General features: G+C 74.3%; 14 protein-coding genes. 6 read left to right on the top strand and 8 right to left on the bottom strand.

All coding sequences use genetic code 11. The features are described from left to right. Positions 1 to 79: 79 nt before the first annotated feature. Entirely contained in the window at positions 80 to 2410 is a 2331-nt protein-coding gene (gene secD / locus AB0L89_RS32970; protein WP_365149313.1) for a protein translocase subunit SecD, read from the top strand. Between the two features lie 284 nt (positions 2411 to 2694). Here secD and AB0L89_RS32975 read toward each other — a convergent pair whose 3' ends face one another. After that, positions 2695 to 3309 (bottom strand): TetR family transcriptional regulator, encoded by a 615-nt coding sequence (locus AB0L89_RS32975; RefSeq protein WP_365149316.1) that lies wholly within the window; start codon positions 3307 to 3309, stop codon positions 2695 to 2697. Positions 3310 to 3402: 93 nt separating this feature from the next. Here AB0L89_RS32975 and AB0L89_RS32980 point away from each other — a divergent pair, with 93 nt between their 5' ends. Further along, positions 3403 to 4335, top strand: a complete 933-nt coding sequence (locus tag AB0L89_RS32980) for an oxidoreductase (protein WP_365149319.1) — start codon at positions 3403 to 3405, stop codon at positions 4333 to 4335. 70 nt (positions 4336 to 4405) lie between these two features. On the opposite strand, the gene AB0L89_RS32985 is transcribed toward AB0L89_RS32980, so the two are convergent. From AB0L89_RS32985 to AB0L89_RS32995, 3 genes are all read right to left on the bottom strand, one after another. Continuing rightward, positions 4406 to 5248 carry a DUF1206 domain-containing protein gene (locus AB0L89_RS32985; protein ID WP_365149322.1) on the bottom strand — a complete coding sequence of 281 codons (843 nt, stop codon included), beginning with the start codon at positions 5246 to 5248 and terminating at the stop codon, positions 4406 to 4408. Positions 5249 to 5347: 99 nt separating this feature from the next. After that, positions 5348 to 5683 (bottom strand): STAS domain-containing protein, encoded by a 336-nt coding sequence (locus tag AB0L89_RS32990; protein ID WP_365149325.1) that lies wholly within the window; start codon positions 5681 to 5683, stop codon positions 5348 to 5350. Between the two features lie 245 nt (positions 5684 to 5928). Then, a complete protein-coding gene (locus AB0L89_RS32995) occupies positions 5929 to 6924 on the bottom strand; it encodes a helix-turn-helix domain-containing protein (RefSeq protein WP_365149328.1) in 996 nt (331 codons plus the stop codon). Between the two features lie 70 nt (positions 6925 to 6994). Here AB0L89_RS32995 and AB0L89_RS33000 point away from each other — a divergent pair, with 70 nt between their 5' ends. The 3 genes from AB0L89_RS33000 (at position 6995) to AB0L89_RS33010 (ending at position 9494) form a co-directional block, all read left to right on the top strand. Then, positions 6995 to 7330, top strand: coding sequence for a cupin domain-containing protein (locus tag AB0L89_RS33000; protein ID WP_365149331.1), 336 nt, complete (start codon positions 6995 to 6997; stop codon positions 7328 to 7330). A 61-nt stretch (positions 7331 to 7391) separates the two neighbouring features. Beyond that, complete coding sequence (locus AB0L89_RS33005; protein ID WP_365149334.1) at positions 7392 to 8663, top strand: Tm-1-like ATP-binding domain-containing protein; 1272 nt, start codon at positions 7392 to 7394, stop codon at positions 8661 to 8663. Between the two features lie 9 nt (positions 8664 to 8672). Beyond that, positions 8673 to 9494: a phosphoenolpyruvate hydrolase family protein gene (locus tag AB0L89_RS33010; RefSeq protein ID WP_365149337.1), complete on the top strand. Its 822-nt coding sequence runs from the start codon at positions 8673 to 8675 to the stop codon at positions 9492 to 9494. A 27-nt stretch (positions 9495 to 9521) separates the two neighbouring features. Here AB0L89_RS33010 and AB0L89_RS33015 read toward each other — a convergent pair whose 3' ends face one another. Next, a complete protein-coding gene (locus tag AB0L89_RS33015) occupies positions 9522 to 10175 on the bottom strand; it encodes a M23 family metallopeptidase (protein WP_365149340.1) in 654 nt (217 codons plus the stop codon). A 274-nt stretch (positions 10176 to 10449) separates the two neighbouring features. On the opposite strand from AB0L89_RS33015, the gene AB0L89_RS33020 reads away from it, so the two are divergent. Beyond that, positions 10450 to 11010, top strand: coding sequence for a hypothetical protein (locus AB0L89_RS33020; protein ID WP_365149343.1), 561 nt, complete (start codon positions 10450 to 10452; stop codon positions 11008 to 11010). Between the two features lie 30 nt (positions 11011 to 11040). On the opposite strand, the gene AB0L89_RS33025 is transcribed toward AB0L89_RS33020, so the two are convergent. From AB0L89_RS33025 to AB0L89_RS33035, 3 genes are all read right to left on the bottom strand, one after another. After that, positions 11041 to 11910, bottom strand: coding sequence for a TauD/TfdA family dioxygenase (locus AB0L89_RS33025; protein WP_365149346.1), 870 nt, complete (start codon positions 11908 to 11910; stop codon positions 11041 to 11043). 89 nt (positions 11911 to 11999) lie between these two features. Then, complete coding sequence (locus tag AB0L89_RS33030) at positions 12000 to 21311, bottom strand: AMP-binding protein (RefSeq protein ID WP_365149349.1); 9312 nt, start codon at positions 21309 to 21311, stop codon at positions 12000 to 12002. Beyond that, positions 21311 to 25342 carry an amino acid adenylation domain-containing protein gene (locus tag AB0L89_RS33035; RefSeq protein ID WP_365149352.1) on the bottom strand — a complete coding sequence of 1344 codons (4032 nt, stop codon included), beginning with the start codon at positions 25340 to 25342 and terminating at the stop codon, positions 21311 to 21313. Before AB0L89_RS33035 ends, AB0L89_RS33030 begins: the two co-directional genes overlap by 1 nt. Between the last annotated feature and the right edge of the window lie 356 nt (positions 25343 to 25698).

Here is a 25698-nt window from a genome sequence, read left to right on the forward strand (position 1 = left end):
CCTTCACGACGCCTGACCCGGCGCCTCCCGCGCCGCCCGGTCACGCGTCCCCCAGTCCTGCCCTCATCGTGGAGAACACATGTCCCGCGCACCCGTGTGGCGGGCGATCGTCGCGCTCGCCGCCGTCGCCCTGTCCCTGTACATCGCGCTCACCCAATCCGCCCGCCTCGGCCTCGATCTGCGAGGCGGCACCCAGATCGTCCTGGAGACCCGGGACACCCGCGACGTCAAGGCCGACGCCGCGTCCACCGACCGCGCCCTGGAGGTCCTCCGGCACCGCGTCGACGCGCTCGGCGTCTCCGAGCCCGGCATCGCCCGCTCCGGCGAGAAGCGCATCATCGTCGAACTGCCCGGCGTGCAGGATCCGCGCAAGGCCGCCGAGGTCATCGGCCGCACCGCCCAGCTCACGGTCCACCCGGTCACGGGGGAGACGCCCGACAAGGGCACGGCGAAGCCCGCGGCCGACGGATCGCGCACCCTGCCCGACCCCGACCGGCCCGGCACCTTCCTCACCCTCGGCCCCACCGCCCTCACCGGCGAGGGCGTCAAGGACGCCGAGGCGGTCCTCGACCAGCAGTCCCTCAACGGCTGGATGGTCTCCCTGGACTTCCGCAAGGGCGCGGGCGACACCTGGGCGAAGATCACCGGCGACGCGGCCTGCGCGCCCCAGGGCGCACCCGAGCGGCGGGTCGCCATCACCCTCGACAACAAGGTCATCTCGGCTCCCGGCGTCAACCCGGACGTGCCGTGCGACGTCGGCATCACCGGCGGATCCACCCAGATCAGCGGCAACTTCGACCAGGCCGAGGCCCGTGACCTGGCCGCGCTCGTCAAGGGCGGCGCGCTGCCCGTGCCCGTCGACGTCGTCGAACAGCGCACCGTCGGCCCGACGCTCGGCGCCGACGCCATCGAGGCGAGCACCTGGGCCGCCGTCATCGGCATCGCCCTGACCGCGCTGTTCATCACCGTCGTCTACCGCCTCATGGGCGCGCTGGCCGCCCTCGCCCTCGCGCTGTACGGCCTCATCTCGTACGCGGCCCTGGTGGCGCTCGGCGCGACGCTCACCCTGCCCGGACTCGCCGGGTTCGTGCTGGCGATCGGCATGGCCGTCGACGCCAACGTCCTCGTCTTCGAACGCGCCAGGGAGGAGTACCTCGGCGTACGGTCCAAGGACCTGGCGAAGCCGGTGCGGACCGGCTTCGCCAAGGCGTGGAGCGCGGTCGTCGACTCGAACGTGACGACGCTGCTCGCCGCCGGACTGCTGTTCTTCTTCGCCACCGGGCCGGTCAAGGGCTTCGGCATCACCCTGAGCATCGGCGTTCTCGCGTCGATGCTCACCGCGCTGGTCATCACGCGGGTCCTCGCCGACTTCGCCGTCCGGCGCCCCTTCGTCCGCAGGCGTCCGGGCCTGACCGGCATCGCCGCCACGGGGCGCGTCCGCAGTTGGCTGGCCCGCCGCGACCCGGACCTGGTGCGCCACCGGCGCCGCTGGCTCGGCGCGAGCGCGCTGCTGGTCGCCGTGGCCGTCGCGGGCATCGTGGTGCGGGGTCTCGACTTCGGCGTCGAGTTCACCGGCGGACGGCTCGTCGAGTACAGCACCAGCAGGCCCGTCGACGCCGACACGGCCCGGGGCGCGGTCGCGGACGCGGGCTTCCCGCGCGCCGTGGTGCAGGAGTCCGGGGACGGCGACATCACCGTGCGCACGGAGCGGCTCACCGACGACGAACAGCAGCGCGTCAAGGACGCCCTGGCGAAGCCCGGCGGCACCGTCACCGTCGAGCGCGACGAACAGATCGGCCCGAGCCTCGGCAACGAACTGCGGCAGAAGGCGCTGATCGCCCTCGGCATCGCGGTCGCCGCCCAGCTGATCTATCTGAGCGTGCGCTTCCGCTGGACGCTCGCGGCGGCGGCCGTCTCCGCGATGGTCCACGACGTCCTGCTGGTGGTGGGTCTCTTCGCCTGGCTCGGCAAGCCCGTCGACAGCGTCTTCCTCGCCGCGCTGCTCACCGTGATCGGCTACTCGGTCAACGACACGGTGGTCGTCTTCGACCGCGTACGCGAGGTGCGCCGCCGCGATCCGCGCCGCGCCCTGGCGGCCACCGCGAACCGGGCCGTCGTACAGACGCTGCCGCGCACCGTGAACACGGGCATGGGCGCGCTGTTCATCCTCGCTGCGCTGGCCGTGCTCGGCGGCGACTCGCTCGTGGACTTCTCGCTGGCGCTGATCGCCGGGGTCGTGGTCGGCATGGCGTCGACCGTCTTCACGGCGGTCCCGATCGCCGTAGCCCTGGAGCACCGCAACCCGGCGCCGCCGCCCGCGCGGGGCCGCCGCACGAGGGAAGTGCCGGACGGATACAGCCCGTTGGAGGCGCGCAGGCGCAAGGAGCGAGGGACGGGCGCGGTCGTCTGAGACCGCTCGGCACGTCCTGAGCGAGTCCCGCGTGCGCGGGTCCGTCACGCGACGGGCCCGCGCACGCGCGGTGTGCGCGGAATGAGGCAGGGGCGAACCCTCAGTTTGCAGGAGTACGTCTTCCACCTGCGCTTCACCGAGGACTACATCCAGGCCTGCGCGTCGGTGTGGTCGCCCGCCACCATCGGCCAGTAGATCCACCCGAACACCACCGGGTCCCCGCACTGCTCGGTCACTTCTCCCCGGCGGAGCCCGGCTGCCCAGCCGCCGTCGGCCGGCCGGGGCTACCGCGTCTCGACGGGGTCCAGCGCGGGGGAGATGACTTCGAAGGCCCGGTCGAGGAGGTCGGCCGGGTCCTCGGTGCCGTCGCTCGCGCTCCACCGCTGGAGTACGGCGTCGAAGGCGTTGAGCGCCATCCCGGCGGCCAGGCGCGGGTACAGCTCCGTGCCGGGGTCGAGGCCGGTGCGGTCGCCCAGCTCCGCGGCGAGCTCGTCCCGCCACTGCGCCTGGCGCTCCAGGAAGCGGGCGAGCAGGGCGGGCGTGCCGAGGATCAGCTGCACCACGCGCAGCGCCCGGTCGGAGTGGTCGGAGCAGGCGGCGAGCGGGACCCGGACCGCGTGCAGCAGCGCCGCCGACGGCCGCTCCCCGCCGGGCCGGTCCGCCAGCTCCGCGCGCATGCCGGCGCCCATGTCGGCCAGGAACTGGACGACCACGTCCTCCTTGGACGCGAAGTACCGGAAGAACGTGCGCCGCGAGACGCCGGCGGTGGCCACGATCTCGTCGATGGTGACCGCGTCGTACCCCTTGAGCGCCAGCAACTGCAGCGCCGACTCGGTCAGTTCGTCCGAGACGAGGCGGCGCTTGCGCTCGGCCAGGGTCATTTGAGGTCGGGAACTCATCCGGCCATCGTACACGTCGCCTTGCACTTCATGCTCTTGATGGCACTTGGGATCGCATTGACACTCAGTGCCAACGAAGGCAGCATGTGCCGCATGACGCAGCAGTGGACCACCGATCAGATCCCGGACCAGACCGGCCGGGTGTTCGTCGTGACCGGCGCCAACAGCGGTCTCGGCCTGGCCACCACCCGTGAACTCGCCCGCAGGGGCGGGCGCGTGATCCTCGCGGTACGCGACGAGGAGAAGGGCCGCAGAGCGGTGAAGGGCATCGCCGGGCAGTGGCCGGACGCCCGTCTGGAGGTGCGCCGCCTCGACCTCGCCGACCTCGCATCCGTCCGCGCCTTCGCCGACCGGCTCCGTGCCGACCATCCCCGCCTGGACGTCCTCGTCAACAACGCCGGGGTGATGGCGCCGCCGCGCTCCTTGAGCGCGCAGGGCCACGAGCTGCAGTTCGCCGCCAACCATCTGGGTCACTTCGCGCTCACCGGCCTGCTGCTCGACGCGCTGAGCCCGGGGCCCGACTCCCGTGTGGTGACGGTGAGTTCGGTGAACCACCGGCGTGCGCGCCTCTTCTTCGACGACCTCGACGGCGAGCGCGGCTACAGGCCCATGGCGTACTACAACCAGTCCAAGCTCGCCAACGCCGTCTTCGGCCACGAGCTCCACCGGCGCCTGACCGGCGTCGGCAGCCCCGTGCGCAGCGTCCTCGCCCACCCCGGCTACACCGCGACCAATCTGCAGCACGACGGTCCGACCGGCCTGTGGAGCGTGCTGCTCGGCCGCATCGGCAATCCGCTCCTCGCCCAGAGCCCGGCCGCCGGTGCGCGGTCGCAGCTCTACGCGGCGACCGACCTCGGCGTGCGGGGCGGCGAGTTCATCGGCCCCGACGGCATGGGCGAGCTGCGCGGCGGACCGAAGCGGGTGGAACTGGCCCCCGGCGCGGCCGACGAGGAGACGGGCCGTCGGCTGTGGGAGGTGTCCGAGGAGCGGACCGGCGTGCGGTTCGTGTTCCCGACGCCGGTCTGATCCGGCCGGGTCCTGTCCGGCCCGCGGTCCTGCTCGTTCCCGCTCGCGGCCACGCTCGTTCCGGTGTGCGTCAGAGCTTGCGCCAGCGCGCGTTCACCCACGAGAAGAGACCGAAGGCGGCGAGGCCGACGGCGATCAGGGCGAGCAGCCAGGGCCCGCCGCCGGTGTCGGCGAAGGAGCGCAGGGTGTCGTCGAACCCCTTGGCCTCGCCGGGCTCGTGCCGCAGTGCGGCGACGACGGCGAAGCCGCCGGCGGCGGCGAAGACCGCGCCCCTGGCCGTGCCGCCGACGATCCCGAGGACGTCGACACCCCGGCGCACCCGCCGCGACATCTCGGACGTCCGCAGCCGCTCGCGGAACTTCCGCAGCAGCGCGCGCCCGGCGATCCAGAGTCCCGCGCCGAGCACCCCCGCGCCCGCGGCGGCCACGATCCACTGACCGCCGGGCCAGTCGAGGGCCTTGGCCGTCACGTCCTTGGTCTGGCGGTCGCTCGACCCGCTGCCGCTGCCTTCGTCGCCCGCCGCGAACGCCAGGACGGAGTACGCCACGAAGCCGTAGAACAAGAAACGTCCGCCCGACATCGCCCGCTTGCTCGCCTTGCCGCCGTCGGGGCCCGCCTGCCCGAAGCAGGCCTCCGAGAGCCGCCACAGCGCCATCCCCGCCAGGGCCCCGCCGAGCAGCCACAGCATCACGGCTCCGAGCGGCTTCTCCGCCAGCTCGGCCAGGGCGCCGCCGCGGTCCGCCTGGCGGCCGTCGTCGTCGAAGAAGGCGATCCGCAGCGCCAGCGCGCCGATGAGGAGGTACAGCACTCCGCGCCCGACGAACCCGGCACGCGCGACCGCGGCGACGCCGCGGCCCTTCGCCGCGCGCCGGGCCAGGCGCTTTCCGTCCGTTGTCACCGCAGGGAGACTCATGGATGCCAAGTGCCCCGGGCGCGTCGCTTCATGCGCCGGGGCTTCCTGTGCCGCACGTGCCAAGAGCCTCCCGTCCGGTGCTCCCCGGATCCGGGGCGGTCAGCGGAACCCGCTTCTCGCGCCCGTCCGCCCACAGGGGACCGGCGCGCAGGCCGGGACCGTGAAGGCCTGGTCGAGGGAGGTGATCCGCAGCAGGCGCCAGTTGCGGGCGCTGCCGGGGACGAGCCACACAGTGCCGTCGTTCCCGGTGACCTGCCGTCGGATCCGGACCAGCAGCCGCAGGCCGCCGGCGTCCATGAACGACACGTCGCGCAGATCCACGACGACCCGAGGGCCGGCGCGGTCGAGGAGTGCCGTCACGCGGGGGGTGAGCTCCTGGTCGGCCCAGGCGTCGAGTTCGCCCCAGAACGCAAGGACATCAGTGCCGTTCACCACGCGGTGGCGTAGGCCGAAGGTGAAGTCGGCGGTGCCCGTTTCCCAGTCCAGCAGTGTCCTGTCTCCTTAACAGAGAGTAGTCAAACGGGAGGTGGCGCGGCGTACGAAGACCGGCGCCGGACGCCACCGGGGTCCTGGGCGGCACCGAGGTCATACGTCCATCGTTCCCGCTCAGCGCCGTTCGTACCCTCGTTCGGCGGGGAGATTGGAGCGGATGTGGGGCTGATGGTAGGTCAACTTGCTGACTACGCAGAGTAGTTGTGGGCGTGATGCGGGTCCTCGGCGGTGGTGCGGAAGGCTCGGCGGTAGCCGCCGGGTGTCGTCCCCACTGCGCGCAGGAAACGCCTGCGGAGATTCGTCGCCGAGGACAGCCCCGACCGCCTGGCCACCGCGTCCAGGGGCAGGTCGGTGGACTCCAGCAACTCCCGTGCCGCGCCGATCCGTTGGCCGAGCAGCCACTGACCGGGGCTGATGCCGAGCTGATCGGTGAAGCGCCGCGCCAGCGTGCGCGCCGAGACGCCCGCGCGCGCCGCGAGGTCGTCCACGCCGATCGGCTCGCCGAGGCGCTCCGCCGCCCAGGCGAGCAGCGGCGCGAGAGAGCCGTCGAACTGAGCGGGGTGGGCGGGCGCCGCGTACTGGAGCTGGCCGCCTTCGCGGTGCGGCGGCATCACCATGTTCCGCGCGACGTGCGCGGCGTACGCGGCGCCCTGGTCGGCGCGGACCAGGTGCAGGCACAGGTCGACGCCCGCGCCCGCCCCCGCGCTGGTGGCCACGTCGCCGTGGTCGACGTACAGCACGTCGGGATCGACCCGGACCGCCGGGAAGCGCGCGGCCAGTTCGTCGGCGAGGGCCCAGTGCGTGGTCGCGCTCCGCTCGTCGAGCAGCCCCGCGTGCGCGAGCGCGAAGGCGCCTGAGCAGATGCTGAGGAGGCGGGCGCCGCGGTCGTGCGCGCGCCGCAAGGCGTCCGTCACGGCAGGGGAGGGGGCCTCGTCCGTCGGCGTCCAGCCCGGGACGACCACGGTGTCGGCGCGGTCGAGCGCGTCGAGGCCCTCGGTCACGGCCATGTCGTACCCGGCGCGCGTCGCCACGGGGCCGGGCCGCTCCGCGCACACGCCGAACGCGTACCGTGTGGCGATGCCGCGCCGGGTGATCCCGAACACCTCGGCAGCGCAGGCGAGTTCGAAGGTGGACTGGGGCGCGTGGACCAGGGCGACGACGCGGTGCGGGGCGGCGGGACTCATGGCAGGAAAGTACCGTGGGACGACTTTTCTGACACTCGGCGGGGCGGCCGCGGCCGGACAGGCTGGTGCCATGACGACAGAACAGAACACCGCGTCCGGCTACGTCTGGTCGGCGGTGCGGGACGCCCCCACCCGCGAACTCTTCCCCGGCATCCGGCTGCGCTCCCTGTGGAAGGGCGCCGACGGCGCGCACGCCCACGTACTCGAAATGGATCCGCACTCCGGTTGGGAGGGCATCGACGTGCACGAGCCCGGTCCCGAAGAGGTCTATGTGATCTCCGGAGTCTTCAACGACGGCGACCGGGACTACCCGGCGGGCTCGTTCATCCACGCCCCCGCCGGTTCCTCGCACGTTCCGCAGACGACGACGGGCTGCACGCTGTTCCTCTTCTATCCCGAGGGGTAGCCGCGGGCGGGGACCGGTCGCATGATCGGCAGGACCGCGCACATGAAGGAGTGTGAAGGGCATGGCGACCGTGGTCCTGGTCGGAACGCTGGACACCAAGGGCGAGGAGTACGCCTGGCTGCGGGAACGGCTCCGCGAGTACGGCGGCGACGTCCTGCTCGTCGACGCCGGTGTCCGGCCGCCGCCCGACCGGGCGCCCGCGGCCGACGTGCCGGCCGACGAGGTGGCCCGCGCCGCCGGGCACGACCTGGCGGACCTGCGGGCCGCGGGCGACCGCGGGGCCGCGGTCGCCGCCATGGCCGAGGGAGCGGCCCGCGTGGTTCTCGACCTGTACCGCGAGGGCAGGCTGCACGCGGTGCTCGCCGCGGCAGGCAGCGGCGGCTCGGCCATCGCGGCGCAGGCGATGCGGGCGCTGCCCATCGGCGTACCGAAGGTCCTCGTCAGCACCATGGCGGGCGGTGACGTCGCCCCGTACGTCGACAGCAGCGACCTCACGATGATGTACAGCGTCGTCGACGTGTCCGGCATCAACTCCGTCTCGCGGCAGGTCCTCGCCAACGCGGCGGCCGCGGCGGCCGGCATGGCCCACCGTCGGGAGCGCGGCGGGGAGGAGCTCGCGGGCCCGCGCCGCAAGGTCGTCGCCGCCACCATGTTCGGCGTGACCACCCCGGCCGTCGACGCGGCCCGCGCCCGGCTCGCGGATCTGGGCTACGAGGTCCTCGTCTTCCACGCCACCGGCGCCGGCGGACGCGCCGTGGAGAAGCTCGCCGCCGACGGCCTGCTGGACGGCGTGCTCGACCTGACCACCACCGAACTCGCCGACGAACTCGTCGGGGGAGTCCTCAGCGCGGGCCCCACCCGGCTCACCGCGGCGGGCGCCGCCGCCGTCCCGCAGGTCGTCGCGCCCGGCGCCCTCGACATGGTCAACTTCGGCCCCGAGACGAGCGTCCCGGAACGCTTCGCCGGACGGCGGCTCCTGGCGCACAATCCGACGGTCACGCTGATGCGGACGACCGCCGCGGAGATGGCCGCCCTGGGCGCCGCGCTCGGCCGCAAGCTCGCCGCGGCGCGCGGCCCCGCCGAACTGTTCTGGCCGCTGCGCGGAGTCTCGGCCGTCGACGCGCCGGGCGGGCCCTTCGCCGACCCGGCGGCCGACCACGCGGGCCTCGACGCCCTGCGCGAGACGGTCCGCGACAGCGCGGTCCGGCTGCACGAGGTCGACGCGCACATCAACGACGCGTCCTTCGCCGTCGCCATGGCGGACCGCCTCCACCACCTGATCACCGAACGGTCCGCCGCACCGGCCACGCAACGCCCCGCCCCGCCCGCCTGAGGAGAACCCATGGACCGCAAGCAAGCACTCGCCCGGCTGTACGCCCAGGTCGCCGCGGGCAAGCCCGTGATCGGCGCGGGCGCGGGCACCGGACTGTCCGCCAAGTGCGCGGAGGAGGGCGGCGTCGACCTGCTGATCATCTACAACTCCGGCCGCTACCGGATGGCGGGCCGCGGCTCCCTGGCCGGACTCCTGCCGTACGGGGACGCGAACGAGATCGTCCTCGACATGGCGCGCGAGGTCCTGCCCGTCGTCCGGGACACCCCGGTCCTCGCGGGTGTCTGCGGCACCGACCCGTTCCGGCGCATGGACCTCTTCCTCGACCAGCTCAAGGCCATGGGCTTCGCGGGCGTGCAGAACTTCCCCACGGTCGGGCTGTACGACGGCACGTTCCGCGTCAACCTGGAGGAGACCGGCATGGGATTCGGCCTCGAGGTCGACATGGTCCGCGTCGCCCACGAGCGCGACCTGCTCACCGCGCCCTACGTGTTCGACCCGGAGCAGGCCGCCGACATGACGCGGGCGGGCGCCGACGTGCTCGTCCCGCACGTCGGCCTCACCACGAAGGGCGCCATCGGCGCGGGCACCGCGCTCACCCTCGACCAGGCGGCCGCCGCCGTCCAGGAGATGCACGACGCCGCCAGGCGCGTGAACCCGGACGTGCTGGTGCTCTGCCACGGCGGCCCCATCGCCGAACCCGAGGACGCGCGGTACGTCCTCGAACACACCACCGGCGTCGTCGGCTTCTTCGGCGCCTCGTCGATCGAACGGCTGCCCACGGAGCGGGCCATCGTCGATCAGACGCGCGCGTTCAAGGCCCTGGGGTCCTGAGCCTCAGGAACGCGGCCGTCCGGCTTCTCACCAGAGACGGGCGCCCCGCCGGGCCAGGTACTTGAAGGGACTGACGTCGGAGCCGTAGTACCGCCGGGCCCGTATCTCCAGATGGAGATGGGGCCCGGTGGCACGCCCCGTCGCGCCGCTGCTCCCGAGCCGCGCGCCGGTGCCGACGCGGGCGCCCCTGCGCACGCCGATGCGCGACAGATGCGCGTACACCGCGAAGTGCCCGTCGGGCATCCGGACGGTGACGGCGTTGCCGTACGCGCCCGACCAACTGGCCAGCACCACGGTCCCGCCGCCCACCGCGTACACGGCGGTGCCCTGGGGGACCGCGAGGTCGATGCCGGTGTGGTACCCGGCGAGCCAGTCGCCGCGCACGCCGTAGTGGGTGGTGATCCGGTAGTGCCGCCGCAGCGGCAGCGCACACCGTCCGGGGGGCCCGACCGGCGCGAGCCCGCGGTCCTCGTCGGCGGGGAACTCCGCGTCGGCGTCGGCGAGCGCCGCCTCGAACTCGGCGTCGTAGGTGGCCGTGCAGGAGTCCTCGGACTCCCCGGCCGCGGCCGGGGCGGCTGTCCCCAGGGAGAGCGCGCCGCCCGCGAACAGCACCGCGGCCATGCCCAGTGCGTCACGTCGTGTGGTGCCCGCTTCACGCGGGCTGTCTATGTGGTAGCCCATCTCAGCCAGCACACAGCCCGATGCCGGGGATCGCATGTCCAGTGCGCCATCTGGTGTACACGGGGGCGGTGAAGCGCAGATTTACCTCAAGTGCGCCGAAGGGAGTCGGGGGCGACCTAGGCTGGCCCACTGGTCGGTGCGTGGGAAACGAGGTGGACGCATGCCGGTTGGACCAGAAGTGACCGTCCTGACCAGGGCGGCCGGAACCGTTCTACGGGGAGTGTCGGAACGCGCCGGCGGCTCGCCGGCCTGGCCGAACCTGCACGAAGCACTCATGGAGCTCCACGAGATCATCGACGACTGGTGCGATGCGGCGGACCGGACGAACGACGCACTCAGGCGGGCCGGAACGGACGCCGAGGTCCGACGGCGCAAGGAACTGCTGATGCTGGGCAACGGGGCGGGGCCCGAAGTCGTCGTCTTCCGCGTCAAGTTGAGACAGGGGTATGTGGAGACGGCCCTGCGCGAGATCGACGAGATCATGCGGCCCTCGACACCCCTGACGCAGCGCTGGAGCGGTGCCAAGCGCCGGCAGACGGCCAGGCGGTCCCTCCGTAACCTGATGGCCGTCTACTGCGAGGAACTGCTGGAGGATTTCGAGGAGGCGGTGGAGGCCCGGGCCGAATGGATCGGCAGGTACCGGGAGTTCGTACACCGCGCGTCCGCGAACGACGACGGCGTCCGTCGGGCGGACTTCCTCCGGCTCGGCGAAGAGACCGAGGCCACCACCGCCGCGCTTACGGCCGTCAGGGATCAGCTCAAAGAGCTGATCAAGGAGAAGTACCCGATGGGCGGCGCGGGCGGCCGGCCGGCCCCGGACCAGGCGCCCGCCTAGAGGCGACCGCCGGCCGGGGCCGTGGGGGCGTCAGCCCTTCAGGGGACCGCCGTTGATCGCGACGCGTCGGCCGTAGCGGGTCTGCGGGTAGTAGTCGTACGTCGCGTGGTGCTGGACGCAGCGGTTGTCCCAGAAGACCAGGGTGTTGGGGGTCCAGCGGACCCGGCAGCTGAGCAGCGGGCGCTGGGTGACGAGGGCGAAGAGCATGTCGAGCACCGCCCGGCTCTCGTCCTCCGACAGCTGCGGGATGCGCGAGGTGTACGCCTGGTTCACGTACAGGATCGGGCGGTCGGTCTCCGGGTGACGGACCACGAGGGGGTGCTCGTTGACCGGGATCTCGTAGTTCGGCGGCACCGTGTAGCCACGGAAGCTCTGCGCGCCGTCGTGCACGGCGGTCAGGCCGTCCAGGAGCCCGCGCCAGGTGGGGGAGAGCATCTCGTAGGCGAGGTGCATGTTGGCGAACAGGGTGTCGCCACCGCTGCCGCCCTCCGGGGTCTCGGTGATGTAGAGCATCGAACCGAGCGACGGCTCGGCGTCGGCGGTGCCGTCCGCGTGCCACGCGTTCCCGGCGACGTTCGCCGCCGCCGCGCTGGTCTTGATCTCCAGCACGTACGGGTCTCCCTCCGGCGGCGGCGGGTTGACCGGGCGCAGCTCGCCGAAGTGCCCGGCGAGGCGCTTGTGCTGCTCGTCGTCGATCTCCTGGTCGCGGAAGACCAGGACGTGGTGGTCGAGGAAGGCGGTCCTGACCTCGGCCAACTGCGCGTCCGACAACCGGCCGAGGTCCACACCGTGGACCTCGGCACCGATGACGGGGGTCAGGGGAGCCACGGAGATCTCCCGGTAGTCCCTCGGCGGCCGGGTGGTGATGGCGTCGAGGGCGTCCAGCTCGTACTGCTCCACAGAGTCCTCCAGGAGTGCGGTGGGTCGGGGTGTTGTCCGGGTGGGGTGTGCGGGTGCCGGAGGCCGTGGCCCGGCTCCGTGGTCGGGTGTCAGGGGTGGCGCGGTACGGGGGCGCTCGCGGCGTTGATCGCCTCCGCCACCGTCCCGGCGTACGGCGGCCGGACGACGCCGTAGTGGTCCGTGGCCAGCAGGCCCCACTCCAGCCCGGCGGGCAGGTGGGCACGCCAGCGGGCGTGCTGCTCCGCGGGGCTGCCGAGCGTCGGCAGCCCCGCGAACGACCGCTCGGCCAGCCACAGCCGGGTCGTGGTCGTGCCGATCCGGGGCACCTGATGGGCGGCCATGCTGCGCAGATTGGCCCGGCAGCAGCGGGCGAGCCGGTCGGCGTACGCACGGGCGTGCCGGCCTGCCGAGCCGTCCCCGGCGAGACCGAGCTCGGCGGCGAACACCGTGCCGAGCTGGGTGTCGTCGTACCCCTCGAAGACCGTGCCGCTGCCTGGCGGCGGCGGATCGACCAGGTGCAGCGAGCGGACCGGGGACCCGGCCGCCTCGGCCTCGGCCGCCATGTCGGCGGCCACCCACGCTCCGAAGGACCAGCCCGCCAGGTGCCAGTGCCACGCCGACTGCGGGAAGCGGGCCCGCAGGGCCGACGCGTACCGCAGGGCGCGTTCGCGCAGCGTCCACCCGGGAGGAGCGTCCTGGCGCAGGCCCGGGTCGGCGACCAGTGCGACGGTCAGCCGCGGGTCGAGCGCGGCGACCAGGGCACGGTAGGCCTGGACGTCCCCGCCGACCGGATGCACCAGGCACACCACTTCGGTGCCGGTGCCCTCCTGCCAGACCTCCAGAGCGACCTCGCCGGTACCGGTACCGGTACTCGTGTCCGTGCCGTGCCGCGCACCCGCTGATGCGCCCCGCCGCTCGGCCAGCCGGTCCAGGATCTCGGTGAGCGTGGCCCGGTGGCCGAAGGAGGCCAGGTCCAGCTCGACGCCGTAGTGCCGGTCGATCTTCTCGATGAGGTCCAGGAGGGTCAGCGAGTCGGCCCCCAGGTCGTACAGCGACGCGTCGGGATCCAGGTCGACGACGTCCAGCGCGGCGCCCGCCCACTCGGCCAACAGCTCGTCGGGCGCCTCGGCGGGCCGCTCCACGGAGGAGGCGTCCTGCCGGGGCGTGCCGGGCACCGGCCCGGCGTAGAAGGCCCGCGACCCGACCAGGTCGGTGGTGGACACGAGCAGGTGCGGCAGCCGGAGTGCGAGCGCCCGCGCGAAGGTGCGCAGGCCCTCGGCCACGGTCAGGCCGACCCCGAGGTGCGCCTGGTGCCGGCCGTCGCCGTGCGGTGCGCGCAGCGCCATGCCGGTCTCCCGCCACACGTCCCAGCCGATGCCGACGCGCGCGGTCCGGCCCGGCCCGTCGCCGCCGCACCGCGCGAAGGCGTCGAGCAGGGCGTTGGCCGCCGCGTAGTCGTACTGGCCGACGCCGCCGAGCTGCGCCGACATGGAGGAGCAGTAGACCGCGACGTCCGGCCGGAACTGCTCGACGAGGAGCTCCACCAGCAGGGCGCCGCGCACCTTGGCGGCGTGGGGCACGTGCGCGGCGCCCGCCTCGCGGCGGGACAGCAGACCGCCCGCGGGCATCCCGGCTGCGTGCACCACGGAAGACAGCGTTGTCGTGCGGGCGGCGATCCGGCCCGCCACCTCCTTAGGCGGCGCGGCGGCGAGATCCGCCTCGACGAGGTCGACGCGGTCCGCCCAACGGGTCAACTCCGCGGGCAGCGCGGGCCGTCGGGCCAGCAGCAGCACCCGCCCCTCGGTGTGTTCGAGGAGCCAGGCCGCGATGCCGGTGCCGAGCCCGCCGGTACCGCCGAGGATCAGGTGGTCGCCGCCCGCCGGAAGCGGCGCGGCCGACGGAGCCGCCGCGCTCACGGGCAGCGTGACCTGCTCCCACCAGTACCCCGCGCGCAGCGCCAGATGGCGCGGCGGCGGTGCGGCGGCCGGCGCGGCGAGGAGCGCGGACAGCTGCGGGGCCCAGTCGTCCGGGTCCTCGACGTCCACCCAGTGCCCGTCCGGGGCGCCCTCCTGCGGCGCGACCTCGGTGACACCGGCGAGCAGCGCGGCCTCGGGGCGGGTGACCGCGCCGAGCACCGGCCGGGCCCCGCACGACAGCCACCACGGCCGTACGGTCAGCTCCCGGGGCGCCTCCTGGAGGGCGCGGACCACGGCGGCGGGGGTGTCCAGGCACGCCCAGACCGCCCGGTCGAGCGCCTTGTCGCCGACCGGCCCGTCGATGCCGAGCGGCAGCGCGTGCAGCCAGTCGACCTCCGCGCAGCCCTCCTCGGCGAGCGCGCGCAGCACGCGCCCCAACTGCTCGGGGTCGGCCGGATCGGCCTCGAAACGGTCGTGCTCCGGGCGGGCGAATCGCTCCGCCGCCCTGATCCACACCACGCGGCGGTGGCCCGCGGCGAGCACGGCAGGTGTCGCGCCGCCCTCCGGGCCGTCGGCGACGACGACCAACGTCCGCGCGCACGCTGCCGCGGCGCCCGTCGCGGCCCGCCGCAGCCGGGTCCACTGCGGCTGGTGCAGCCAGTCCGTCTCCGGCAGCCGCTCCGGCACCGGCACGACCGGCTGCGCGGCCGACGCCGCGGCGCCGGGGGTGGCCTCCGCGCCGGTCGGTTCCGATGCCGTGGGCCGGACGGCCGCGCGGGGGAGTCCGTAGGGGGCGAGGTCGAACGCCGGGGCGGGGAAGTCCCACGGCGGCTGGGCGGGGCCGTCCGGCCAGGCGAGCCGACGGCCCGCAAGCCAGGCGGCCGCCAGCTCCTCCGCGGGGCGGCCCCCGGTCTCCAGGGCGGGCCCGTCGACGGGATCAGGCCGCGACGCGACCGTGGCCGCCGTGCGCAGCCAGGCGACCGCGCTCGCCGCGTCCGGGCAGACGGCGGCCGTGCGCAGCGGGCCCTGCGGACGGCCCGCCTGAAGGTGGCGCAGCGTGCGGGCGTAGCTGTCGGGACGACGCGTGAGGTGGTCGGCGACGCGCGCCGCGTCCGCGGCGAGCCGGGCCGCACTGACGCCGGAGAGCACGACGAGCGGCACGGTCTCCGAGCCGGTCGCCGCCTTCGGGGCCGTTCTCGGATCGGCCGCTTCCAGGATCACGTGCGCGTTGGTGCCGCCGATGCCGAAGCTGCTCACCGCGGCGACCCGGTCCCGGCCCTCCGGCCAGGGAAGGGCCTGCGTCGGTACGTAGAAGGGCGCCGGATCGGGACCGATCTCCGGGTTGAGCGCGCGGAAGTCACGGGTGGGCGGGATCGTGCCGTGGTGGACCGCGAGCGCGGCCCTGATCAGACCCACGACACCGGCGGCCGCGCCCAGGTGGCCGATCTGGCTCTTCACCGAGCCGAGGGCGCAGTGGTCCCGCGCGTCCACCCCGAGGGCCTGGCGCAGCGCGCCGGCCTCCACCGGGTCGCCGAGCCGGGTACCGGTGCCGTGCCCCTCGACGTACGCCACGTCGGCGCCCGTGCGGCCGCTGCGGGCCAGCGCGCCGCGGATCACCGCGCGCTGCCCCGCCAGCGACGGGGCGCTGTAACTGAGCTTGGCCGCGCCGTCGTTGTTCACCGCCGAGCCGCTGAGCACCGCATAGACGGTGTCGCCGTCACGGCGGGCGCGGGCGAGCGGCTTGAGCACGACCACGCCGGCGCCGCTGCCCCCGACGGTGCCGCCCGCGTCGTCGCTGAAGGGCCGGCAGTGGCCGTCGGGCGAGAAGATGTGCTGCGGACGGTACCGGTATCCGTCGGTCAGCTCCGGGTCGACGAGGACGCCGCCCGCGAGCATCACGTCGGCGTCGCCCTGCCGCAGCAGGGACGCCGCCAGGTGCACGGCGACGAGCGAACTGGAGCACGCCGTCTGGCTGGAGAGCACCGGCCCGGTGAGCCCGAGGTGGAAGGCGGCCTTGGTGGCGAGGAAGTCCTTCTCGTGGTGGAGGGCCAGCTGGAAGTCGTCGGGCAGGGCGTCGGGATCGCTCTCCCGGAGCATCGCCCGGAAGTAGGTGTTCTCGCCCGCGCCCGCCACCAGGCCGGTCCGCGGCACCCCCGGATCGGCGATGCCCGCGTGGGCGAGCGCCTCGACGCAGGTCATCAGGAGATGGCGCTGCTGCGGGTCCATCAGCCGGGCTTCCTGCCGGCTGATGCCGAACCGTTCTGGGTCGAAGTCGAGGAGACCGTCGAGCTGGCTGCGCGCGCCGACCAGTCCGTCCGCCGCGTCGAAGTACTCGATGCCGCTGCGCCCGGAGACCACCAGGTCCCAGAAGGCCGCGAGGTCCGGTGCGCCGGGCGCGCGGACGGCCATCCCGACGATCGCTATGGCGTCGTCCGCCGCCGATGCGGTCGCGTGGGGCGCACGCGCGGTGGCCGGGCCGCCCGGAGTCGCGTCCCGCGCAGACTCCGTACGGTCGAGGAAGCGCGCCAACTCCCGTGGGGTGACGTGCTCGAAGAGGTCGGCCACGGTGAAGCGGAGCCCGAGTCCGGCGGTGCAGCGCAGGTGGAAGCGCATCAGGCCGAGACTGGAGGCGCCCGCCGCGAAGTAGGTCTGGTCCGGCGCGATGGGCGCGCCGGTCACCTCCTCGAAGACGGCGGCGAGTCGGGCCTCACGCGCGGAGGGCGGCGGCGCGGTGCCCCGGTCGGGGGCGGCGGCGAGGTCGCGTCCGGGTGCGCGCAGCGCGGCGTCCCGGTCGAGCTTGCCGCTGGGCGTACGCGGCAGTCGTTCGAGCAGCCGGAAGCGCTCGACACGGACGTGCCCGGGGAGCAGCCCGGCCAGGTGCTCCCGCAATGCCGTGGGCGTCGGCGCGTCGCCGCGGCACTGTAGGCAGGCCACCAGTGAGGACCCGTCGACGGCGACGACGGCCCCGAGGACGTCGGCGTGCCGCAGCAGCGCGGCCTCGACCTGGCCCGGTTCGAGGCGGTGGCCGCTCAGTTTGATTTGGTCGTCCGTGCGGCCCAGGCAGTGCAGCAGACCGTCGTGGTCGAAGCGCGCCCGGTCGCCGCTGCGGTAGAAGAGCCCCTCGTCGGGGAGCCGGACGAACCGTTCCTGGTTCAGCGGGGTCTCGCCCAGGTAGCAGGGCTCGGTCAGCACGCCGCCGATGAGGAGTTCACCGGCGGAGCCGGGCGGCAGCGGGAGGTCGGCCTCGTCGACGACGCGCAGCACCGCACCGGCCACCGGACGCCCGATCGCCGGGCGGTCCGGCCAGTCGCCGGGATCGCCCTCCAGGCACAGGGCGCTGACGACGTGTGTCTCGGTCGGGCCGTAGTGGTTGAACAGCCGCGAGCCGGGCATGCCGGCGAACCACCGGCGGACGGCGTCGGTGCAGACCAGCTGCTCGCCGGCGGTCACCACCTCGCGCAGCCGGGAGGGGAAGCGGCCCCGGTGCACGGCGTGCTCGGCGAGCAACTGCAACGCCACGTACGGCAGGAAGAGCCGTTCGACGCCCTCCGCGTCGAGACGGTCCAGCAGTGCGGGCACGTCCCGGCGCAGCGCGGGGTCGATCAGGCGAAGACAGCCGCCCGTGCACAGGGTCCCGAAGATCTCCTGGAACGAGACATCGAAGGAGAGCATGGCGAACTGCTGGGTCAGCGCGGGCGCGCCCAGCCCGCCGGGGCCCGCCTGCCAGTGCAGCAAGTCGCACAGCGTGCGGTCGAAGACGCGGACGCCCTTGGGGCGGCCCGTCGAGCCGGAGGTGAAGAGCGTGTACAGCGGCCGGGCGCCCCGGTGCGCGGGCAGGGGTGGGCCGTCGGTGTTCCCGGCACCGGCGTCGGACAGCGTGACGCGCAGCCGGGGTACGCCGCCGGGATCCACCGCGTCGAACGCCGTCCCGTCGCCCGGCGGCAGCAGCACGCACAGCGGGTCGGTCTGCTCCAGCACCTGCCGCAGCAGCGCGGGCGGATAGGACGGGTCGAGCGGTACGGCCGTCAGGTTCAGCCGGGCCAGCGCGAGCAGCGCCACCACGTGCTCGACGGACGGTTCGAGGAACAGCGCGACGTGGCTCGGTTCGTCCGCCCCCGGCAGGCGCGGCGTCGCGGCCAGTTCCGTGGCGAGGGCGGCGGCGTACGCGTCGAGGGTCGCGTAGGCGACGGTGCCGGTGGCGGTCCGCAGGGCGGGTGCCGTCGGGGTGCGGGCCGCCTGACGGGCGAAGCCTTCGGCGACCGTGGTCCACGGCGGTTCGGCGGGCGTGCCCCGGCCCGGTTCGGGCAGTTCCCCGCGGTAGGGCGCGGCCAGCTCCGCCGGTGTGGTGTCCGGGGCACCGGCGAGTGCGGTGAGCCCCTGCCGGAAGAGGTCGGCGAGCGCGGCGGCCTGTCCGGCGTCGAAGCGGTCGTCGGCGTACTCCCAGAGGCACTCCAGGCCCTCGGGGCGGTCGACCACCGTCAGGGTCACCGGGCACTTGGCCTCCGCGGGCACCGGCCACAGGGGGCGGGCGGCGCAGTCCGCCAGGGAGAGGGAGTCGTAGTCGGTGTTCTCCAGCACGAGGAGGAAGTCGAACGGCGCGTCGTCCGCGGCGCTGTGCGGGCCCGCGGCCAGGACGTCGGCGAGCGCCACGTCCTGACGCTCCATCACCTCGCGTACGGAGAGGGCGGTCCGCGTCACCTCGTCCCGCAGAGCCGCCCGCGGGTCCACGGACAGCGGAAGGAGCACGGTGTTGGCGAACATGCCGACGCTGTCCGTGAACTCCCGCACGGGCCGGTGCGCGACCGGCGCCGCGACACGGAGCCGGGTCAGGCCGGTCACGCCGTACAGCGCCCAGGCGTAGACGCCGGCCAGCAGCTCGAAGCGGGTCACATCTCGGGCGCCGCAGAGCCGGTCCAGAGCGGCGCGCTCCCGCGCGTCGAGCGCGGCGCACCGCAGCCGTCCCTCGTTGGTGCGGCCGGGCCGGGGCAGGGGGAGCGGTGGCGCGGCGGCGCTCGCGGTGTCGGCGGCGTACAGGGCCGACAGCTCGTCGCGCTGCGTCGCGTACGCGGGGCTCGTGTGCCAACGGCGCTGCCAGTCGGCGAAGTCCAGCGGGGTGGGCGTCCCGGCGGCCGACTCGGTGCCGTGCGGAACCGGTCCGTCGGGCCCCTCGCCCGTGACGGCCGCGGAGTACCCGTCCGACAGGTCGCGCAGCAGCACGTTGACCGACCAGCCGTCCACGGCGACGTGGTGCAGGTGCAGCAGCAGCGTGCCGCCGTCCCGCGACGGCAGCCAGCACGCGCGCAGCATCCGGGGGCGCGCCAGGTCGAACGGCACGGCGAAGAAGGCGTCGTGCGGATCCTGCTCCGCCGCTCCCGGCTCAGCCCCGGCCTCCACGGTCCCGGCCGTCGGCGCGGCTTCGGTCCACGGGTCGTAGGGCTCGCCCACCTGCTGCCGCAGCCCGTCGGCGGTCGCCACGAAGCCGGTGCGCAGCGCCGGGTGGCGCGCGACCAGCGCGGCGAGGGCCGACCGCAGGGCCTTGGGACGCACCGGGCCCGCCACGGCGAAGGCCAGCCGGACGTCGTAGGCCCGGGAGTCGGGGGACCGCTGCTGAAGGAACCACAGACGCTCCTGCTCCCCGGTCGCGGGGCCGGAAAGCTCCCCGGTCGCGGTGGCCCGCGGGAGGGCGGGGGCGTCGGCGCGGCGGGCCGCGCGCACCGCGTCGGCGATGCCGGCCAGGTCGCCGTGCAGCACGCGGTGCGCGGGCACCTCGCAGTGCAGACGGCGGCGGATTTCGTGGCGCAGCCGCAGCGCCTTCAGCGAGTCGCCGCCGCACGCGATCCACCGGTCCTCGGGCCGCGGCCCCGGCACGCCCAGGATCTCGCCCGCGAGGTCGAGGACCATACGCAGCGGTTCGTCCGCCGGCTCCGGGGCGGTCTCCGTCGGGCGGCCCACGGTCCCGGGCCGCCACGGCACGGCGTCGCTCGCGCGCAGCGCCGCCTCGTCGACCTTGCCGTTGGCGGTGCGCGGCAGTGCGGGGACGCGGTAGAGGTGGTGCGGGCGCATGTAGCCGGGCAAGCGGTCGGCCAGGTGCTCCTCGAACCCGGCCCAGGACAGGGCGGGTTCGGCGACCAGGTAGGCCAGCAGCTCCGCCGGTCCGCCCGTTCCGTCCCGGCGGGCGCACACGTACACCTGTCGTACGGCGGGGTGCTCGGCGATGTGCCGCTCCACCTCGCCGGGCTCGATGCGGAAGCCGCGGACCTTGACCTGCCGGTCGGCGCGGCCGACGTAGGTGAGGTCGCCGCCCGCCGCACGCCGTACCAGGTCACCGGTGCGGTAGTACGCGGTGGCGGTGCCGTCGTCGTCGGGCAGGGTCACGAAGCTGCGGGCGGTCTCGTCGGGCAGGTTGCGGTACCCGGCCGCCAGCCCGGTGCCGGAGAGGAGCAGTTCGGCCTCCTCGCCGGGCGCGGCGCGGCGGGTGGTGCCCGGTATGACCAGGGCCAGGCCGGTCTCGGGCAGCGGCAGCCCGAGTGGGACGACGGGGGCGCCGAAGTCCCGTGGGATCGGATGGCGCAGGGCGAACGTCGTGCACTCGGTGGGGCCGTAGACGTTGTGGATCCGCGTGCGGCCGTCCGCGTTGTGGCCGTACCAGCGCCGTACGAGAGCCGCGTTGAGCTGCTCGCCGCCGACCAGCAGCTCCGTGAGGCCGGAGAAGCAGCCGGGCTCGGTGTCCACCACGGCGTTGAACAGCGCCGTGGTGACGAAGGCGGTGTGGACGCGCTCCCGCCGCAGCACCGCGGCGAGGCGCTCGGGGGACTGCACGTCCTCGTCGGCGAGGACGACGCAGCATCCGCCGGTCAGCAGCGGCACCCACACCTCGAAGCTCAGCGCGTCGAAGGCCGGGTTCGACAGGAACGCGAAGCGGGCGCCCCGCGACTCCGGGAGGAACTCCGGGTCGGCCAGGCGCAGGATCCCCGCGTCGCGCACTTCCACGCCCTTGGGGCGGCCGGTGGTGCCCGAGGTGTAGAAGACGAAGGAGACCGGCGCGGGCGCGACCGGGGCCGGTCCGTCCGCCGTGCGGACCGGCGCGTCGAGCAGCGCGTCGGCGGGCAGCGCGGTGACCCCGTCGGGCAGGCCCGCCGGGACCGTGCCGTCGTGCACCAGGAGCCGGGCGCCGGAGTCGCCGAGGATGTGCCCGAGGCGGTCGGCGGGGCTCAGCCGGTCGGCGGGGACGACCCGGGCGCCGATCCTGAGCGCGCCGAGCATGACGCAGACGAGCTGCCAGGACCGGGGCAGGCCCACGGCGACCGCGTCGCCGCGACCGATCCCGCGCGCCCGCAGACCCGCCGCGACGGCGGCGGCCGACGCGTCGACCACGGCGTGGCTCAACGTCAGGTCGCCGTCGCGGACGGCCGGGGCGTCCGGGGTCCGCAGGCTCTGTTCGTGCACCGCTCGGGCCAGGCCGACGGCAGGGGATGAGGTACGCATCAGGCCTCGGTCGGTGCGGTCTCGCTGGTGGAGACGGTGGTGGCGGTGGCGTGGGACGTGGCAGGGGCGTCGGGGGTGGCAGGGGCGTCGGGCGTGGCGGTCGCGACGGCGGCGGCCGGGACGTCCGGCCGGGCGAGCCGGTCCGCGATCAGGCCGGCGATCAGGGGTATGCGCTCGCCCTCCAGGACGTCCCAGTGGCCGCCGTCGACCATCTCCACGGTCAGGCCGGCGCCGGCGCGGGCGCGCCAGAACTCCCGCAGCGCCTCGCCCGCCGCCACGGGGTCGCCGCCCTCGACGACCTCGGCCTCGGCGGCCTGCACGAGGAGGAGCGGGGCGTCGGAGGACTCCGGGACGTACGTGCGGGCGGCCGTCCGGTTGTGGTTGTAGATCTGGAAGTACCGCTCGATCTGCGCGTCGTCGATCCCGGGGTACATGCCGTTGAAGCGGACCAGCTTGTCGCGGAATTCGGCGGCGTCGACCGGCGCGAACCTCGCCCGCTCCACCGGGTCGTCCGTCCCGTGCGTGTCGAGCAGCACCACGGACACCCCGCGGTGCCCGGTCAGCGCGAGCCGCCGCCCCATCTCGTGCGCGACGAACCCGCCGAAGGAGAGGCCGCAGAACACCAGGGTCTCGTCCGGCTCCGGCCGCACCAGGGCCAGGTAGTGCTCGGCCATCGCCTCCACCGAGGGCAGCGGCTCCTCGTCCGGGTCGATGCCCGGCGCCTGGATCCCCTGCACGCGGATGCCGTCCGGCAGGGCGCCGGCCAGCGGGAGATAGCAGAAGGCGGTCCCGCCCGCCGGGTGGACGCACACCACCCGCCGTCCCGCTCGGCCCGCCCGGAACTCGACGAGACCGTTGTCCGGTGCCACCGGTGTCTGCCCGCGCAGCCGGGCGGCGAGCAGTTCCACGGTGGGGTACTGGAGGACGTCGCGGGTCGGCAGCGTCCGGCCGAACTCCTCCTGGATCAGGTGGGCCACCTTGATGGCCGACAGCGAGGTGCCGCCGACCGCGAAGAAGTCGTCGGTGATGCCGATGTCCGGGTGGACGAGCACCTGCCGCCAGATCCGGTACAGCGCCATCTCGACGCGGTCGCGCGGCGCGAGGGTGTTGACCCGGTCGGAGCGCGACGCGCGGGCGCGCTCCAGCACCTCCGCGCGGTCCAGCTTGCCGTTGCGGTTCAGCGGAAGCCGCGGGAACTCGGCGAAGAGCGCCGGAATCATGTAGTCCGGCAGCCGTTCGGCGAGGGCCGCCCGCCACTGCTCGGGTGTGGACTCCGGGGTCTCGCCCCGGCCGACGCCCGCGACCAGGCGCAGCTCCCCGGCCTCGTCCCGGTCGGCGAGGACCACGGCCTCCTGGACGCCGGGCAGCTCCCGCAGGGCCGCCGCCACCTCGCCGGGCTCGATGCGGAACCCGCGCAGCTTGACCTGGTCGTCGGCGCGGCCGACGAACTCGTAGTTCCCGTCCGGCAGTCGGCGTGCCAGGTCGCCCGTGCGGTAGACCCGCCCGTCCGGCACGAACGGGTCGGCAAGGAAGCGCTCCCGGGTCAGGTCGGGCCGGTTGAGATAGCCCTGCGTGACGCCTGCCCCGCCGATGTACACCTCGCCGACGACCCCGGGAGGCACCGGCTCGCGCCGCCGGTCGAGCAGATAGATACGGGTGTTGGCGACCGGCCGCCCGATCGGGCAGCGTCGGTCCAGGTCCTGCGGCGCGTTGTAGGTGATGCTGTAGACGGTCGTCTCGGTCGGCCCGTAGACGTAGCAGACGCTCAGGCCCGGCAGGGCCTTCTGGAGCCGCCGCAGGGACGGTTCGGGCAACGGCTCGGCGCCGGTGGCCAGTTGACGCAGTGACAGGCCCGCCAGGCGGGTGCCCGGGTCCTCGTCGATCCAGGTGATGTACGAGGCGGGCAGCCAGGCGTGCGCGATCCGCTGCTCCCGCATCCAGCCGAGCAGCGCCTCGGGGTCACCCCGCAGCTCGTCGGGCACGAGGTGCAGCACGCCACCGGTGGTCAGCGGCAGGAACAGTTCGTGCACGGACGCGTCGAAGCCGATGCTGGCCCAGGCCGAGGACGGCTCACCGGGCAGCGCGCCGTAGCCGGCGAGCCAGTTCTCCAGCAGGTTGGCGAGGTTGCCGTGGGTCGCGGCCACGCCCTTGGGGCGTCCGGTCGAGCCCGAGGTGTAGATGACGTAGGCGAGTTGTGACGGCGCGGGCGGCTCCCCGGGCGCGTCGTCGCGCTCGCCCTCGGCCTCCACCTCCGTCAGCTTCGTCCATGGCCCCGGCGGATCCGCCACGTCGCCGAGCACCAGGGCGGGCGAGGCCTCCTCGACGATGGCCCGGAGCCGTCCGTGCGGCTGCCCTGGGTCGAGCGGCAGGTACGCTGCGCCGGACTTCAGCACGCCCCAGATGCCGACCATCAGCTCCGCCGTGCGTCCGCAGTGCAGGCCGACGACCTGGCCGGGCCGCACGCCCCGGGCGCGCAGGGCGTGCGCGAGGCGGTTGGCCCGCCGGTCCAGTTCGGCGTAGCTCAGCCGGGTGCCGCCGCAGACCAGGGCCGGTTCGTCGGGCCTCAGCCGTACCTGCTCGGCGAAGCGCTCGACGGCGCCCGTGAGCGGGCCAGGGGCGACCGGTCCCCGCCCCTCGGCCAGCAGCTCCGCGCGCTCGTCCGCGTCGAGCAGCGCGTACCCGGTGATCTCGCGCTCGGGGTGCAGGGCCAACTGTTCGAGGACACGCGTGAGATAGCGGCCGAACCGCTCGGCCGTGTCGTGGTCGAACAGTGCGCGGGCGTAGTCGAGGTACCCGGAGACCCCGCCGTCCTCCTCGTGCAGCGACAGCGTGAGGTCGAACTTCGCGGGGGCATAAGGGATGTCGAGGGGCTCGACCCGGGCTCCGGGCAGCCGGAGCCGGTCCCGGCGGGTGGTTCCCCACGCGAGCATCGTCTGGAACAGCGGGCTGCGGGAGAGGTCGCGGGGCGGGTTCACCGCGCTCACCACCCGCTCGAAGGGCAGGTCCTGGTGGTCGAGCGCCCCGCGCAACGCCGTACGGACCCGGCCGAGGGCCTCGGCCCCTGTCGGGTCGCCGGACAGATCGGCGCGCAGGGCGAGCGAGTTGACGAAGAAGCCGATCAGCCGGGCGTCCTCCGGGCGGCGCCGGCCCGCGACCGGAATCCCGACGACGGTGTCCGTCTCCCCGGAGAGCAGGCCGAGGAGGATGTGCCAGCCGGTGAGGACGGCGGTGAACAGCGTGCCGCGCTCCGCGCGGGCGGTGCCGCGCAGCGCGTCGGTGACGGCGGGGGAGAGGCGCACGGCCACCCGGCCGCCCGTGTGGTCCTGGCGCATCGGGCGAGGCCGGTCGGTAGGAAGGGCGAGCAGTGCCGGTGCGCCCGTCAACTGCTCTCGCCAGTAAGTCGATTGCGCGTCGGCCTCTTCGCTCTCGACCCAGGCGTGCTGGCGCGCGGCGTGGTCGGCGAACTGCGCGGGCAGCGGCGGCAGCGGGTCCGGCTCACCGCGCAGCAGGGCGGCGTAGACGGCGCTCAGCTCCGGCAGCATGATCTCCATCGACCCGCCGTCGAAGACGGAGTGATGCATCGTCAGGAGCAGGGCGTGGCGGTCCGCCGCGAGGGTGAGGAGCTGTCCCCGGGCCAGGGGCCCGGCGCCGAGGTCGAACGGGGTCTCGCACTCCTCGCGCTGCCGGGCGACGAGGAGTTGGGCGGCGTCCGGCCGTCCCGACAGATCCTCTTGGCGCAGCGCGAAGCCGCTCTCGGGCGGCGAGATCTCCTGTCGTGCCTCGCCCTCCACCGCGACGAACCGGGTGCGCAGCGTCTCGTGCCGTGCGGCCACGGCGTCGAGGGCCCGCGCGAGCAGCGCCGGGTCCAGGTCTCCCTCGATGAGGTAGGCCATCTGCTCGTTGTACGCGGCTTGAACACCCTCCGCCTGTTCCAGCGCCCACAGGCGCTGCTGGCCGAAGGAGGAGAGCGGCGGCGCACCGGATTCCGGCGCCGGGGAGGGGACGTTGCGGGGGGTGTGTGTCGCCGTCAAGGGCGGTCCTTCTGCCGGGAGGTGAACGATCGATGCCGACGAGAGTCCGGTCGCGGTGAGGTCGCCGCGGGGCGGGCGGAGCGGAGCGTGCCGGGGCGGCGGAGTGGACGACTCGGTGGGGCTCCGGACGCCGACGCGTCACGGGTGTCTCGTGGGGGACAGGTTCTGTTGCGCGAAGGTGGGCGGCGTGGGTCGGTCGCGGGCCGTCATCAGGCCTGGTCAGGGGGTCAGGGCCCGGTAATCCACAATCATTGGCCACGGCTCTTCGCTGTGTCAACGGTCACCTGTGCCCCGATTGCTGCCCGTTTGGGCAGACCGGGCGGCAACTCGGGCATCCATGACTGCCCTTCGGGTGC

This window comes from Streptomyces sp. NPDC052114 (assembly GCF_040680155.1).
Classification (GTDB): Bacteria; Actinomycetota; Actinomycetes; order Streptomycetales; family Streptomycetaceae; genus Streptomyces.